Source organism: Mycobacterium sp. WUMAC-067 (assembly GCF_020217485.1).
GTDB lineage: Bacteria > Actinomycetota > Actinomycetes > Mycobacteriales > Mycobacteriaceae > Mycobacterium.
Map to the genome: position 1 here is coordinate 27,695 of NZ_JAEKMI010000006.1, position 15,493 is coordinate 43,187.

Sequence of the window (15,493 nt, forward strand, 5' to 3'; positions counted from 1 at the left end):
AGGGGCGACGGTGTCGGCATCACAACGGGACACGCGGCAGCAGCGAATCGCGGCCGATGACGCCACCGGCGACCTGTCCGCGCTCCGCGGCTCCGCGCTGCCTGCCGAAGCTGCCCCCGAGGAAATCGACACGACGGCGGCGGTGGCCGAGGCGGCGGCGCTGGAGCGCGGCTCGGCCATGCTCGTGGTCAAGCGGGGTCCCAACGTCGGTTCGACGTTCGTCCTGAACCGGCCCCTGATGACCGCCGGACGCCACCCGGCCAGCGACATCTATCTCGACGACATCACGGTCAGCCGTCGGCATGCCGAAATCCGCAACGAGAACGGCGAATTCCTCCTCGTCGACCTCGGCAGCCTCAACGGCACCTATCGCAACCGTGAACCCGTCGACTCTGCGGTGCTGGCCGACGGCGACGTGCTGCAGGTCGGCAATTTCCGGCTCGTTTTCCTGACCGCCCCGACGCCGTGATCCACGATGTACACCTCCGAATTCCGGCCCGGCCAAACGATTTTCGCCCAGGGCGATCCGGGCGACCGGCTCTATGTGATCGTCGAAGGCATGGTGAAGATCAGCCTCCGTGGCCCCGCGGGCCGCACCAGCGTGCAGGCGATCCTCGGGCCCACAGACATCTTCGGTGAGCTGGCCGTGTTCGACCCCGCCCCCCGCGCGTGCACCGCCACGGCGCTCACGGACGTGCGGGCGCAATGGCTGGACCGCGCGGCCCTGCGCGCGACGGTGGCGCGGCGGCCGGCGCTGGCCGAAGAGCTGTTGCGGGCGCTGACCCAGCGGTTGCAGGCCGCCGAACGGCAACTCGTCGAACTGGTTTCCAGCGACGTCGCCGCCCGCGTGGCCCGCCAGCTGTTGACGCTGGCCAGGCGGTTCGGCGCCCGCGAGGGGGTCGCGCTGCGCCTGGCCCACGAACTCAGCCAGGACGAGCTGGCCCAGCTCGTCGGCGCCGACCGGGTATCGGTGAACAAGGCGCTGCGCAGCTTCACGACACGCGGCTGGATCTCGTTGAAAGGCAAGACCGTTCTGATCCTCAACCCCGACGCGCTGGCCCGCCGCGCCGGGGCCGTCGACTGCGCGCTACCGCATGACGATCGGCTCGGCGCGTAGCGTCTCCCCCATGAGCGACTACGCCGTAGAGGCGGTGGACAGGCTGCCGTTCTCCACCGAGGAAAAATCGCAGCGCTACGCGACGGAGAACTACCGCGGCGCCGTCGGTCTCAATTGGTACAGCACCGATCCCACGCTGCAGTTCACCATGGCGTACTACCTGCAGCCCGACGAGCTGACGTTGGCCGAGCGCCATCTGACCCGCATCGGCGAGCTGATGGGCGGCCCGGTGGCGCGGTGGGCCGAGGAGACCGACCGCAACCCGCCACGGCTGGAGCGCTACGACCGATGGGGTCACGACATCAGCCAGGTGGTCATGCCGCCGTCGTTCACGCAGTCCAAGCGGGCCGTCCTGGACGCCCAGCGGGCGCTGCGGACCGAGGCGCGCGAGGCGAAGATGAGCTCGTCGCTGACGCTGTTCGCGTCGAATTATCTGCTCAATCAAGCCGATATCGGGATGGGGTGCGCGTTGGGCACCGGCGGCGGCATGGTGCAGTCCCTGGTGGCGGCCTACGCGCCGCCCGACGTGGCCGAACACGTGCTGGCCAAATTCGCCTCCGGCGAGTGGGCCGGGGAGACGGCGCAGCTGCTCACCGAGCGCACCGGCGGCTCCGACCTGGGCGCGCTCGAGACCACCGCCACACGCCACGGCGACTCGTGGCTGCTCAACGGGTTCAAGTGGTTTGCGTCCAACTGCGCCGGGGAGGCGTTCGTCGTCCTGGCCAAACCCGAAGGCGCGCCGGACTCTTCGCGGGGCGTCGCCAATTTCCTGGTGCTGCGCACCCGCCGCGACGGCTCCCGCAACGGCGTGCGGGTCCGGCGCCTGAAGGACAAACTCGGCACCCGTTCGGTGGCCTCGGGCGAGGTCGAGTTCGTCGACGCCGAGGCGTTCCTGCTGTCCGGCGAACCCAACCCCGAATCCGGCCCCTCCGACGGCAAGGGGCTGGGCCGCATGATGGAGCTGACCAACGCCGCGCGGCTGGGCATCGCGTTGTTCGGGCTCGGCAACGCCCGCCGGGCCCTGGTCGAGTCGCTGTGCTACGCGCGGCAGCGGCGGGCCTTCGGCGGGGCGCTGATCGACAAGCCGTTGATGCGGCGCAAGCTCGCGGAGCTGATCGTCGATGTCGAAGCCGCCCAGGCGCTGGTGTTCGACGGCACCGGCGCCACCAACCATCGCCAGCCGCGCAGCCTGCGGCAGCGCATCGCCGTGCCGGTCACCAAGCTGAAGGTGTGCCGGCTGGGGATCACCGCGGCGTCGGACGCCATCGAGATCCACGGCGGCAACGGCTATATCGAGACCTGGCCGGTGGCAAGGCTTTTGCGCGACGCGCAGGTCAACACCATCTGGGAGGGCCCGGACAACATCCTGTGCCTGGACGTGCGCCGCGGGATCGAGCAGACCCGCGCGCACGAGACGCTGCTGGCGCGGCTACGCGATGCCGTGTCCGTCGCCGACGACGACGAAGCCACCCGGTTGGTCGCCGGCCGGATCGAGGACCTCGACGCGGCGATCACCGCGTGGTCCAAACTCGACAGCGAGCTGGCCGAGGCGCGGCTGTTCGGGCTGGCCCAGTTCATGGGCGACGTCTACGGGGGCGCGTTGCTCGTCGAGCAGGCCGCCTGGGAGCGCGCCACCCGCGGCGGCGGGCGCAAGGCGCTGGTCGCGCGGCTCTACGCGCAGCGGTATCTCGCCGATCGCGGGGCGCTGCGCGGGATCGACGCCGACTCCGACGAGGCGCTGGAGCGCTTCGACGAACTCGTCGACGGCGCGCTGCGGCTCGAGGACTAGATCGGGATGAGCCCGTGCTTGCGTGCGGTGCGGAACCACAGTTGCTTGTCCCGCAGCAGCTTCATCGACTTGCGCAGCAGCAGCCGCGTCTGGTGCGGGTCGATGACCGCGTCGATGAAGCCGCGTTCGGCCGCGGTCCACGGGATCGCCATGTTGAGGTTGTAGCCCTCGATGAAGTCCTTCTTGATCTGCTGCGCCTCGGGGGTGGTCGGGTCGGGGAAGCGCTTCATCAGCAGCTGCGCGGCCCCCTCGGCGCCGATCACCGCGATGCGCGCGGTGGGCCAGGCGAAGTTGAAGTCGGCGGTCAGCTGTCTCGAGCCCATCACGGCGTAGGCGCCGCCGTAGGACTTGCGGACGGTGATCGTCACCTTGGGCACGTCGGCCTCCACCACGGAGTAGAGGAACCGCCCGCCGCGCTTGATGATGCCCCGCTTCTCCTCCTCGGCACCCGGCAGGAATCCGGGCGTGTCCACCACGAAAACCAGCGGGATGTTGAACGCGTCGCAGAACCGGATGAACCGCGCGGCCTTGTCGGAGGCCTCGTTGTCGATCGACCCGGACATGTACATGGGCTGGTTGGCGATCACGCCCACGGGGTGGCCGTCGACCCGGGCGTAGCCGGTGATGATGGCCGGCCCGTGCTGCGCGGCGACGTCGAGGAAGTCGCCGTCATCGAAGATCCGCAGCAGGATCTCGTGCATGTCGTAGGCCATGTTGTCCGAGTCGGGCACGATCGAGTCGAGCTCCAGGTCGGTCGGGGTGATCTCCGGCTCCAGGCCGGGGTTGACCACCGGCGGCTTGCCGAAGGTGCTCGACGGCAGGAACGACAGGAAGTCGCGCACGTATGCGAACGCCTCGGCCTCGGAGTTCACCACCTGGTGGATGTTGCCGTAGCGGGCCTGCGCGTCGGAGCCACCGAGCTCGTCGAGGGTGACCTCCTCGCCGGTGACCTCGCGGATCACGTCGGGGCCGGTGACGAAGAAGTAGCCCTGGTCGCGCACCGAGACGAGCAGATCGTCCTGGATCGGCGAATACACCGCTCCCCCAGCGCATTTGCCGAAGATCAGGGAGATCTGCGGCACCAGGCCGGACAGCGCCTCGTGCCGGCGACCCAGCTCGGCGTACCACGCCAGCGAGGTGACCGCGTCCTGGATCCGGGCGCCACCGGAGTCCTGGATGCCGATGATCGGGCACCCGATCATCGCGCACCACTCCATCAGCCGCGCGACCTTGCGGCCGAACATCTCGCCGACGGTGCCCTGGAAGACCGTCTGGTCATGGGAGAACACCCCGACCGGCCGGCCGTCGATCATGGCGTGCCCGGTGACGCACCCGTCGCCGTAGAGCGCGTTCGGGTCGTTCGGCGTCTTGGCCAGCGCACCGGTCTCCAGGAAGGTGCCCGGGTCGACCAGCGCGTGCACGCGGGCGCGGGCGCTGGGGATGCCCTTCTTGTCGCGCTTGGCGACGGCCTTCTCGCCGCCGGGCTCTTGCGCCAGTTCCAGGCGGCGATGGAGCTCGGCCAGCTTCTCGGCTGTGGTGTGCTGGATGGGAGCCGGCGCCATCTCCGTCACTACTTGCCTACCTCACTTGTCTGGGTGGTTTCCGCGTCCACCTTATTCAGCACCTCGGCCAGGTGCGCGCCCACCTTGCCGATGATCGGCTCGTCGATGGCCTGGATGTGCTCGCCGCCGATCGGAACCACCTCCAGGTCCGCGACGAACTCGCCCCAGCCGCCGTCGGGCTGACGGATCGCATAGCGCGGCTCGAACTCGATGACGTCATCGTGGTAGCGGTCGGCCATGTAGAGGGTCACGTGGCCGTCGTACGGCTCGATCACGACGGTCTCGAGCGCCCGGTTGTCCAGGTACGACGTCCGCTGGTGCTCGACGATGCCGCCCGGGATCTGCACGCCGCTCTGCTGCACGATGTCCAAGACGAACTTGACCTGCCCCTCGTCGTCGAGCTCTTCGAGCTGCTCGTAGGGAATCGCGGGGATCTCGACGTTGAAGGTGCGCTCGGCGAACTTCGCGTAACGGTCCCAGCGCTTGCGGGTTTCCTCCTTGGTCTGCGGGATCTCCTCGCCGGGGCGCACGGTGTCGATCATCCCGACGAACCGCACGTCGGCGCCCGCCCGCTTCAACCCGATCGCGCACGCATACGCCAGGGCACCGCCGAGCGACCACCCGGCCAGGATGAACGGCTTGCCGTCGTTCATTTCCAGCAGCTTCGGCACGTACTGCGCGGCCCGCTCCTGGATGGTGCCCTCCACCCGCTCCAACCCGTACATCGGGGTGTTCGCGGGCAGCCGGTTGAGCAGCGGCTCGTAGACCACGGTCGACCCGCCGGCCGGGTGGAACACGAACACCGGTACCTGCGAGTCGTTCTCGGGCGCCCGGATGGTGCGGACGAAGCCGTCGATGGTGCCGGCCTCCAGATAGTCGCGCACCTTCTCGGCCAACGCCTCGATGGTCTCCGACGTCAGCACGTCCTCGGCGGTGATGGTGCCCTCGGCGCGCTCCGAGAGTCGTTGCGCCATCTTGGCCGCGGTGTCCTCGTCGAGCTTGGGCAGCGGGTTGAAGATGCCGCCCGGCGACTTGCCCGTCACGATCGCCCAGGTGGCGAAGGTGACCCGCTCGGCGGCATCGCGCGGCGGCACATCGGAATTCAGCGCCTTGGCCACCGCCTCCTGGCTGAGCGCTCCCGCCAGGTTCGGCTGGCCACCGTTGGTCGCCGCGGCCGGGCCGGACGGATCCGTCGGCGGCGGCGGGATCGGCGCATCCGGGGACGACGCTGGCGCCGGCTGAGTCTCGGGCTCGGCCTGCGGGTCGGGCGCGGGCGCGGCGACCGACGCCGGGGTCGCCCCGCTGAGCAGCTGGGCCTGCTCTTTGGCGATCTCCTCGGGCGTCAGCGTCTTCTGGTGCTCGTGCAGCTGCTGGACCTCGTCACGGTGCTCGACCGCGTACTCGATCAGCTTCTCGACGGCATACAGGTTGGCGTCGCGCACCGCCGTCAATTGGATTGGCGGCATGTCGAAGTCGTATTCGACGCGGTTCTTGATCCGCACCGCCATCAGCGAGTCGAGGCCGAGCTCGATCAGCGGCACCTCCCACGGCAGGTCCTCGGGCTCGTAGCCCATGGCCGCCGAGACGATCAGGCCCAGCCGCTCGCCGATGGTCTCACCGGAGTCCGGCGACCACCGGCCCACGGTGGACGGCAGGTAGCGGTTGGTCAGGCTGTCCGACAGCGTCTCGGCGTCGGTCTCCTCGGCCTCGGGAGCCGCCGGCTCGGGCGCGGCAATCGTGCTGGGGGCGGCCGCAATTGCCGCACCCGCGCCCACCGCGGTCGGCAACGCGGCCACGCTCTGCCCGGCCCGCGACACCAGCGCGTCGTAGACCAGGGTGAAGGACTCGTCGATGCGGGCGTGCACCTGAACCGAGGCGCCACCCGGATGCCGGGTCATCGTCGTCACCAGCCGGGCGCCCGCGCCGGGCACCGCGCGCTGCTCGGAGGCCACCAACTGGGCATCCGAAAGGACTTGTGTCGCAGCCGATCTCACCAACGCGGCCAGGTCCGTCTCACCGTTGCGCGGCGCGTACTCCCAGACGTGCCGGCCGTCCGGCAGCGCGACATGGGTCCCCGGCATGATCACCGAGCCGTCGCCGGAGAAGTGCACGTCCAGCCAGTGCTCTTTGCGCTTGAACCGCGTCGGCGGGATGTTCGCGTAATCCTCGGGCCCTTGCGCCCTCGTGAACAGCGTCCGGATGTCCAGGTCGTGGCCGTGGACGTAGAGCTGGGCCATGGCCGAGGTCATCGACTCGACGTCGTCCTGCTTCTTGGCCAGCGTCGGAATCAATTGGGCGTCATGCAAACCCGCGGCCGCGGTGGTCAAGCCGATCTGCATCAGCGCCACCGGGTTGGGCGCCAGTTCGAGGAACGTGGTGTGGCCGCTGTCGACGGCGTTGCGGACGCCGTGCGTGAAGTAGACCGAATGCCGCATTCCCTTGACCCAGTACGCGACGTCGTGGATCGGCTCGCCGCCGGGCTTGATGTAGCTGCCCTCGTGCACCGTCGAGAAGATCCCGACGGTGGGGCTCATCGGCTTGATGCCCTGCAGTTCCGCGGAGAACTCGCCGAGCAGCGGATCCATCTGCGAGGTGTGGCCGGCGCCCTTGGTCTGCAGCTTGCGGGCGAAGCGGCCCTCGGCCTCGCAGCGGGCGACGATCGCGTCGATCTGCTCGGGCGGACCACCGATCACGGTCTGACTGGGTGCGGCGTAGACGCACACCTCCAGGCCGGGGAAGTCGCCGAAGACCGTCTTCAGCTCGTCGGCGGAGTACTCCACCAACGCCATCAGGCGGATGTATTCGCCGAACAGCATGGCCTCGCCCTCGCCCATCAGGTGCGAGCGCGAGGCGATCACCCGGGCGGCGTCCCGCAGCGACAGGCCGCCGGAGAAGTAGGCCGACGCGGGCTCACCGAGCGACTGACCCACCACCGCAGCGGGTTTCGCGCCGTGATGCTTGAGCAGCTCGCCCAGCGCGATCTGGATGGCGAAGATGACGACGTTGGAAGTCTCGATGCCGTATTCGTGCGAGTCGTCGAGGATCAACTCGAGCACCGAGTAGCCGCGCTCGTCCTGGATCAGCGCGTCGACCTTTTCGATCCACTCGGCGAAGACCTCGTTGCGCAGGTAGAGGTTCTTGCCCATCTTGCGGTGCTGCGCACCGAAACCGGCCATCGCCCAGACCGGGCCGCTGGTCACCGGGCCGTCGACGCTGAACACGTTCGGCCGCTGCTTGCCCTCGGCGACCGCCCGCAGGCCCTTGACGGCCTCTTCGTGATCGTGGGCCAGCACCACCGCGCGCGAGCGGCCGTGGTTGCGCCGCGACAGCGCCCGGCCGATCGATTCCAGCGACGACGCCTGCCCCTCCGGGCTTTCCATCCAGTCCGCGAGCTCGGCGGCCGCGGCCTTCTTGCGCGAGGTCAAAAAGCCCGACACCGCGAGCGGGATCAGCGGCTTGGTCGGCTCCGACTCCTCTTGCGCGGCAAGCTCTTCCAGCGCGATCGCCTTGAGGCGCAGGGCCTCTTCGGTCACGCCCGGCAGCTCGTATTCTTCCTCTTCGTCGGGCGCGTCGGCGTCGGGGATGATGTTGCCGAAGTCGTCGAACCGCAGCGAGTGGGCTTCGAGCGTGGGGGCCTCGGCCGCTTCGGCGGCTTTGGCGGCTTCGGCCTGCGGGGCGGCTTCGGCCTGCGGGGCGGGTTCGGGCTCGCGCTCCACCACGTCGCGCGGCAGGACCTCGCGCACGACCAGGTGCGCGTTGGCCCCACCGAAGCCGAAGCTGGACACCCCGGCCAGCGCGTAGCCGCCGTAGCGCGGCCAATCCGTCGCGCTGTCAACGAATTTCAAGCGCATGCCGTCGAAGTCGATGTAGGGGCTGGGACCGGCGAAGTTGATCGACGGCGGCAGCTTGTCGTGCTGCAGCGCCAGCACTACCTTGGCCAGGCTGGCCGCGCCGGCGGCCGACTCCAGGTGTCCCACATTGGTTTTCACCGCGCCCAGCAGCGCCGGACGGTCGGCGGGACGGCCGCGCCCGACGATGCGGCCCAGCGCCTCGGCCTCGATCGGGTCACCCAGGACGGTGCCGGTGCCGTGCGCCTCGATGTAGTCGACGGTGCGCGGATCGATGCCGGCGTCCTTGTAGGCCCGGCGCAGCACCTCGGCCTGGGCGTCCTGGTTGGGCGCGATCAGGCCGTTGGACCGGCCGTCGTGGTTGACGGCGCTGCCGGCGATCACGGCCAGGATCTGGTCGCCGTCGCGGCGGGCGTCGTCGACCCGCTTGAGCACGAACATGCCGCCGCCCTCGGAGCGGGTGTAGCCGTCGGCGTCCGACGAGAAGGACTTGATCCGGCCGTCGGGGGAAAGCACCTGACCGATCTCGTCGAAACCGAGCGTCACCAACGGGGTGAGCAGCGCGTTGACGCCACCGGCGACCGCGACGTCGCACTCGCCGTTGCGCAGCGCCTGCACCGCCTGGTGCGTCGCCACCAACGAGCTCGAGCAGGCGGTGTCCAGCGCGACCGACGGGCCGCGGAAGTCGTAGAAGTAGGACACCCGGTTGGCGATGATCGAGCTGGCGGTGCCGGTGATCGCGTACGGGTGCGCGACGGTCGGGTCGGAGACCGCCAGGAATTGGTAGTCGTTGTTGGAGAAGCCCACGTACACGCCGACGGCCTCGCCGCGCAGGGACGACGCGGGGATCCGGGCGTGCTCGAGCGCCTCCCAGGTCAGCTCCAGCGCCATCCGCTGCTGCGGGTCGATGTTGTCGGCCTCGGTCTTGGCGACCGCGAAGAACTCGGAGTCGAAGCCCTTGACGTCCTTCAGGTAGCCGCCGCGGGTGCGAGCCGTCGCGACCCGCGCGGCGATGCGCGGCTCCTCGAGGAATTCCGACCAGCGGCCCTCGGGCAGGTCGGTGATGGCGTCGCGGCCCTCCATCAGCGCTTGCCAGGTTTCGTAGGGGCTGTTCATGTCGCCGGGCAGCCGGGTGGACAGGCCCACGATCGCGATGTCGACGCGCTCGGCCGGACCGGTGCGGGTCCAGTCCGCGCCGGCCAGGTCGTCATCGGGCATCTCGGGCTCGCCCTCGATGATGCGGGTGGCCAGCGACTCGATCGTCGGGTGCTGGAAGGCCACCGCGACCGACAGCGTGACTCCGGTCATGTCCTCGATGTCGGCGGCCATCGCCACCGCGTCGCGCGAGGACAGGCCCAGCTCGACCATCGGCACCGACTCGTCGATGTCGTCCGGTGACCGTCCGACCGCCCTGCCCACCCAGTTGCGCAGCCACTGGCGCATCTCGGGGACGGTCATCTCGGCCTTGTTGGCGGCCTCAGTGGCGGGCGCGGGCACCTCCCCGTCAGGGCCCGGGGTTTCGTGTTCGGGGTGCTCAGTGTCAGCCATGGTCCTCAGAAATTCAGTCCGTCGAGTTGGCGAAGGCCGTCGGGGATCCGACTCCGCTCCGCAGACTGCCGTCGAGGTAGGCGGCGCGGCAGGCGCGGTGCCCGATCTTGCCGCTGGAGGTCCGCGGGATGGTCCCCGCCTGCACCAGCAGCAGGTCGCGGACCGTGACGCCGTGGCGCACGGCGATGGCCGCCCGGATGTCGTCGGCGATGGGCTGGTAGTCCAGCTTGTGCGAGCCGGCGGCGCGCTCGGCGACGATCACCAGCTGCTCGGAGCTGTCATCCGGGTCGTACTTGAGCCCGGTGTGCGGGTTGTCGAACACTTCCTGCGGCAGTTGGTTCGCCGGCACCGAGAACGCGGCCACGTAGCCGGTGCGCAGCGCCTTGCTGGCTTCCTGCGCCGAGTACTCGAGGTCCTGCGGGTAGTGGTTGCGGCCGTCGATGATGACCAGGTCCTTGATGCGACCCGCGATATAGAGGTGGCCCTTGTGGTAGGTGCCGTAGTCGCCGGTCTTGACCCACATCCCGTCGTCGGGGGCGCCCTCGGCGTGCGACTGGCTGATCCGCGACTTGAGGATGTTCCGGAAGACGTCGTTGGTCTCTTCTTCCTTGCCCCAGTAGCCGATGCCCAGGTTGTTCCCGTGCAACCAGATCTCGCCGATCTGACCGTCCGGCAGCTCGCTGGCGGTCTCGGGGTCGACGATGACGGCCCATTCGTCGACGCCGATGACGCCGGCCGAAACCTGCGCCACCGCGTTGGGGGCGTCGGCGGCGACTTCGACGAAACGCTGCTTGTTCAGCTCGTCGCGGTCGACGTGGATGACCGTGGGCGGCTCGTCCATCGGCGTGGTGGAGACGAACAGCGTCGCCTCGGCCAGCCCGTAGGAGGGCTTGATCGCGGTCTCGCGCAGGCCGTACGGGGAGAACGCCTCGTAGAACTTGCGCATCGACGCCGGGGACACCGGCTCGCTGCCGTTGAGGATCCCCTTGACGTTGCTCAGGTCCAGCGGCGGCTCGCCTTCCTTGGGCACACCGCGCACCGCGGCGTGCTCGAACGCGAAGTTCGGGGCGACGGTGAAGACCTCGCAGTCCGGGGCGTCGTCGGGCTTGCGCGCCATCTCCCGGATCCACCGGCCGGGCCGGCGCACGAAGGCGGCCGGCGTCATGAAGGTGAAGTTGTGGCCGAGCACCGGCGACAGCAGCGCCGTGATCAGACCCATGTCGTGGAAGAACGGCAGCCAGGACAGGCCGCGGTCGCCCTCCTTGCCCTCCAGGCCGTTGAGCACCTGCAGCACGTTGGTGGGCAGGTTCAGGTGGGTGATCTCCACACCGGTCGGGGTGCGGGTGGAGCCGGAGGTGTACTGCAGGTAGGCGATGGTGTTCTCGTCGGCCTCGGGCGCCTCCCAGGTGGACGCGACCTCGCTGGGCACCGCGTCGACGGCGATGACGCGGGGCCGCTCCTTGGCCGCGCGGGCGCGGATGAACTTGCGGACACCCTCGGCGGCCTCGGTGGTGGTCAGGATGGTCGAGGGGGTGCAGTCGTCGAGCACGGCGTGCAGGCGGCCGACGTGGCCCGGCTCGCTCGGGTCGAACAGCGGCACCGCGATCCGCCCGGCGTACAGCGCGCCGAAGAGCGCGATGAGGTAATCCAGGTTCTGCGGGCACAGCACGGCGATGCGGTCACCGGGCTGGGTGACTTGCTGCAGCCGGGCGCCCACGGCGCGGTTGCGGGCGCTGAACTCCGACCAGGAGATGTCGCAGGCGACGCCGTCGCGCTCGGTGGAAAAGTCCAGGAACCGGTAGGCGAGCTTGTCGCCACGCACCCGCGCCCACTTCTCAACGTGTTTGACCAAGTTCGTGTTCTCGGGGAACTTGATCTTTCCATTCACGATGAACGGGTTGTGGTACGCCATGCCGCTCTCCTGTCACACCTGTTATCTGGTCGGCTACGCCGACGTTTGTTGTCTAGGTCGGCTCCGCCGACATTTCGTTCTCTAGGCCGGCTCCCGCCAACCGTTACATGTCTACGCGCGGGCCAGAACGCCGGTCACGTGCCAGTCCCAGCCGGCAACGACCACGACCCGGGTCCGCGACAAAGCCTGGTAGCTCTTAAATTCCTCTTAATGTTACGGGCCTGCCCACGGCAGACCAAATCACAAGGTACCGCTGATCGCCACCGGCAACCGCCACCTAAAGCCTGTGTCCCACCACCCCGGTCATCCGTGTTTCGGTTGTGGCGCATTCGCAATCAGCCCGTGAGCCCAGTTCAACGTCCAGTCGGTCGCCGGGGCGCCGTCGACGCTCCAGCACTGCGTCGTCGCATAGAGCGCGTGGACCGGTTGCGCGGCGCCGCCGGCCAACGTGTTCAGTGTGCTCGGCAGGTTGGCGATGCTGAAGGCCTCTTCCGGTGCGGCACAGATGAGGTCGCCCGGCGCGCAGATCTCGTTGGTCTTGCCGTTGAGGTCACCGAAGCCACCGGGGCGCGCACCGGTCATGGTCAGACCCATCCCGGACAGGATGGGCACCTCGTGCAACGTGACCTCGGCGCCCTGGCCCGGCGGGTTGGGGCCGATGTCGTTGCCGACCCCGAGCTGGCGACGCCCGTCAGCGATCAACGTCACACCCAACACCAGGTCGTCGTCGACGGGCCCGCGGCCATTGCCGATATCGCTGGCGATGTCGCCCATGATCACCGCGCCCTGCGAAAAGCCCATCAGCACGTAGCTGGTGAGCGGGCACTTGGTGTTCATGTCGGTCATCGCCGCGACGGTGGCGCGGGTGCCTTCGGCCCGGCTGGCGTTGTAGGACATCTGCGTGTCGCCGCTCAACGGATTGTGGAACTGTGCGGTGTACGGGGTGGTGTAGGCCTGCACCCGCGACGCCGGGAAATCCTGGGTGATGCTCGCGGTCACCTTGTGCAGCAACGCGTTCGGGAATTGCATCGGGTTGGCGGGGTCGTCCTGCGGGGCGGACTCCCACGTGCCGGGGACGTTGACCAGCAGCACGTCGGGACACGAGGAGTCCTGGGATGCGGGTCGCGGCTTGTGCGGGTGCGACGTCGTCGAAGACGGGGGCAACACCCCGGGCGGCACCGCGCTGGGCTGCGACTCGCGCCCGCGCAGCACGGTGACGACGCCCACGATGACCAACAAGACGACGCCGGCGACCGAAAGGGCCGCAATCCAGGCGAGGGTGCGGCGGCGCTTGCGCCGGGCGCTGTTAGCCATGTTCTCCTGCCAGCAGAGTCGGTGGATCGCAGCTCGGATCCGGGCAAGCGGCCCTGGAACCCCGGCTGCACTCCTACACGGTACCGGCTCGCAGAGCTAGCGGATGGCGCCGACGATGTCGCCCGACATGGCCCCCAACTGCCCCGACCACGAGCCCCAGCCGTTGTCGCCGCCGCCCGGGAAGTCGAAGTGGCCGTTGTGCCCGCCGTTGCTGCGGTACTGCTGATAGAACTCCCGCGAACTGCCCATCGCCGCGGACGCCTGCCCGATCATCGCGGCGTCGTCGCCGCCCATGTTGGTCGGGCTGTAGACCCACACCCGGGTGTTGTTCTGCGCGAGCAGCGCCGCGTGCACGTACGGGTCGTGCCACTTCCACCGGCCCAGCTGCGGCGCCCCCCACATGCCGTTGCCGTCCACGCCGCCGAACTGCTGCAGCCCGGCCAGGATGGCGCCGTTGTAGTTGGTGCTCGACGGGTACAGGAAGCCCGACAGCGAGCCGGCGAAGCCGAAGCGGTCGGGGTGGAAGGCGGCCAGCGCCATCGCGCCGTAGCCGCCCTGCGAGGCGCCGACGGCGCCGTGGCCACCGGGCGCGAGGCCCTTGTTGGCGGCCAGCCAGTCCGGCAGCTCGCTGGACAGGAAGGTGTCCCACTGCTTGCTGCCGTCCTGCTCCCAGTTGGTGTACATGCTCCAGGCGCCGCCGGCCGGGGCCACCACCGAGATGCCCTTGCCGCCCAGCGTGTTCATCGCGTTGCCGGCGGTGACCCAGTTGCTCACGTCGGGCGCCGCGTTGAAGGCGTCCAGCAGGTACACCGCGTGCGGACCACCGGCGAGGAAGGCCACCGGGATGTCGCGGCCCATGGCCGCCGACGGAACCATCAGGCTTTCGTAGCCCGCGGCCCTGGCTTTGCCGACGGTCCCGGCCGCCGGCGAAACGAAGACCAACCCGACCGCTAGCGCGGCAAAACAGAACGCCCGAAGAAGCGCTGGCACACCCCGCACGACCGTCATGTCCACCCTCCATCGTGTAGTCGCTGAATGCACAGTAGCCAGCGGCTCAGTACCCGCGCTCGCCGGGTAGTGAAACAGGTCACACGTGGGCGCGAAAGACTAACGGCGGAAACCTCGAAGGGTTCCCGCCGTCAGTCGTGATGCTTGGCGTGTTTTAGGTGCCCTGGCCGGTTGCGTTACCGGCAGCCGCGGCCGTGGCCGGGCCCGCACCCGGGGTGGCCCCCAGCACCGACTGCATGTCAGGCTTCATCGCCTGCAGCTGCGCGCCCCAGTAGGGCCAGTCGTGGGTGCCGTTGGCGTCGAAGTTCCAGAAGGCGTTGTGACCGCCGGCGCCGTTGTAGGCCTCTTGGAACTTCAGGTTGCTGGTCCGCACGAAGCCCTCGAGGAACTTCGCGGGCAGGTTGTCGCCACCGAGGTCGGACGGCTTGCCGTTACCGCAGTACACCCAGATGCGGGTGTTGTTGGCGACCAGCTTGCCGACCTGAAGCGACGGGTCGTTGCGCGCCCAGGCCGGGTCTTCCTTCGGCCCCCACATGTCGGCGGCCTTGTAGCCACCGGCGTCACCCATGGCCAGACCGATCAGCGACGGGCCCATGCCCTGGGACGGGTCCAGCAGCGCCGACAGCGAGCCGGCGTAGACGAACTGCTCCGGGTGGTAGGCGGCGAGGATCAGCGCCGACGATCCCGCCATCGACAGGCCGACGACGGCGCTGCCGGTCGGCTTGACCTGCTTCTGGCTCTGCAGGTAGGCCGGGAGCTCGCTGGTCAGGAAGGTCTCCCACTTGTAAGTGGTGCAGCCGGCCTTACCGCAGGCGGGCTTGTACCAGTCGGAGTAGAAGCTGGACTGGCCACCCACCGGCATGGCGACCGAGATGCCCGACTGGTTGTACCACTCGAACGCCGGGGTGTTGATGTCCCACCCGTTGAAGTCGTCTTGCGCACGCATACCGTCGAGCAGGTACAGCGCCGGCGAGTTCGCACCACCGCTTTGGAACTGAACCTTGATGTCGCGGCCCATTCCGGCGGACGGAACCTGCAGGTACTCCACGGGCAGACCCGGGCGCGAGAAGGCACCGGCGGTCGCCGAGCCTCCGACGGCGCCAATCAGACCCGTCAGCAGCGCCGCGCTGGCGGCCCCCACCACGAGCCGGCGCGGCATACCCGCCGCGGCGCCGCGCAATCTGTCGACAAGCGTCATCCTTGCTTCCTCATCCTTCTTGCGGCCTCCCGGCGCATTCGTCCGATTGGGCGCTTTCCTGATTGGGTCAAACTGCCTGCGCGTACCCACCTGCACGGCTCCTCCTCAGGCCATCGTCGGCCCGCATCGTCGCCGCGCGAAGCGCAGGAGTGCCCGTGTAGTCAACCACACCTTGCCCCATTCGTTCGCATCGAGGC

At 69.1% G+C, this 15,493-nt stretch carries 9 protein-coding genes; 3 read left to right on the top strand and 6 right to left on the bottom strand.

Annotated elements, in window-relative coordinates; translation table 11 throughout:
• The first annotated feature begins 10 nt into the window (after positions 1 to 10).
• The 3 genes from JF781_RS05710 to JF781_RS05720 are packed head-to-tail and all read left to right on the top strand — an operon-like array spanning position 11 to position 2,906.
• Entirely contained in the window at positions 11 to 469 is a 459-nt protein-coding gene (locus tag JF781_RS05710; RefSeq protein ID WP_225329186.1) for an FHA domain-containing protein, read from the top strand.
• A gap of 6 nt (positions 470 to 475) precedes the next feature.
• A complete protein-coding gene (locus JF781_RS05715) occupies positions 476 to 1,117 on the top strand; it encodes a Crp/Fnr family transcriptional regulator (RefSeq protein ID WP_225329185.1) in 642 nt (213 codons plus the stop codon).
• 10 nt (positions 1,118 to 1,127) lie between these two features.
• Positions 1,128 to 2,906: an acyl-CoA dehydrogenase family protein gene (locus JF781_RS05720; protein ID WP_225329184.1), complete on the top strand. Its 1,779-nt coding sequence runs from the start codon at positions 1,128 to 1,130 to the stop codon at positions 2,904 to 2,906.
• Here the strand turns inward: JF781_RS05720 and JF781_RS05725 are convergent.
• From JF781_RS05725 to ag85A, 6 genes are all read right to left on the bottom strand, one after another.
• The gene (locus JF781_RS05725) at positions 2,903 to 4,468 is read right to left on the bottom strand and encodes an acyl-CoA carboxylase subunit beta (RefSeq protein WP_225329208.1); all 1,566 of its coding nucleotides are present in this window, start codon (positions 4,466 to 4,468) and stop codon (positions 2,903 to 2,905) included. The genes JF781_RS05720 and JF781_RS05725 overlap by 4 nt on opposite strands.
• A gap of 8 nt (positions 4,469 to 4,476) precedes the next feature.
• Positions 4,477 to 9,774, bottom strand: coding sequence for a polyketide synthase Pks13 (gene pks13, locus JF781_RS05730; RefSeq protein WP_225329207.1), 5,298 nt, complete (start codon positions 9,772 to 9,774; stop codon positions 4,477 to 4,479).
• Between the two features lie 103 nt (positions 9,775 to 9,877).
• Positions 9,878 to 11,776, bottom strand: a complete 1,899-nt coding sequence (gene fadD32 / locus JF781_RS05735; protein WP_225329183.1) for a long-chain-fatty-acid--AMP ligase FadD32 — start codon at positions 11,774 to 11,776, stop codon at positions 9,878 to 9,880.
• A gap of 303 nt (positions 11,777 to 12,079) precedes the next feature.
• A complete protein-coding gene (locus JF781_RS05740; RefSeq protein WP_225329182.1) occupies positions 12,080 to 13,090 on the bottom strand; it encodes a cutinase family protein in 1,011 nt (336 codons plus the stop codon).
• A gap of 96 nt (positions 13,091 to 13,186) precedes the next feature.
• Positions 13,187 to 14,089: an esterase family protein gene (locus tag JF781_RS05745; RefSeq protein ID WP_225329206.1), complete on the bottom strand. Its 903-nt coding sequence runs from the start codon at positions 14,087 to 14,089 to the stop codon at positions 13,187 to 13,189.
• 163 nt (positions 14,090 to 14,252) lie between these two features.
• Positions 14,253 to 15,296, bottom strand: a complete 1,044-nt coding sequence (ag85A, locus tag JF781_RS05750; protein ID WP_225329181.1) for a diacylglycerol acyltransferase/mycolyltransferase Ag85A — start codon at positions 15,294 to 15,296, stop codon at positions 14,253 to 14,255.
• Positions 15,297 to 15,493: the final 197 nt, after the last annotated feature.

What these genes read in the sequence shown, in the direction of transcription:
- JF781_RS05715 (WP_225329185.1), top strand. Translation starts at nt 476, where the DNA reads ATGTACACCTCCGAATTCCGGCCCGGCCAAACGATTTTCGCCCAGGGC.
- JF781_RS05720 (WP_225329184.1), top strand. Translation starts at nt 1,128, where the DNA reads ATGAGCGACTACGCCGTAGAGGCGGTGGACAGGCTGCCGTTCTCCACC.
- JF781_RS05725 (WP_225329208.1), bottom strand. Translation starts at nt 4,468, where the DNA reads ATGGCGCCGGCTCCCATCCAGCACACCACAGCCGAGAAGCTGGCCGAG.
- pks13 (WP_225329207.1), bottom strand. Translation starts at nt 9,774, where the DNA reads ATGACCGTCCCCGAGATGCGCCAGTGGCTGCGCAACTGGGTGGGCAGG.
- fadD32 (WP_225329183.1), bottom strand. Translation starts at nt 11,776, where the DNA reads ATGGCGTACCACAACCCGTTCATCGTGAATGGAAAGATCAAGTTCCCC.
- JF781_RS05740 (WP_225329182.1), bottom strand. Translation starts at nt 13,090, where the DNA reads ATGGCTAACAGCGCCCGGCGCAAGCGCCGCCGCACCCTCGCCTGGATT.
- ag85A (WP_225329181.1), bottom strand. Translation starts at nt 15,296, where the DNA reads ATGACGCTTGTCGACAGATTGCGCGGCGCCGCGGCGGGTATGCCGCGC.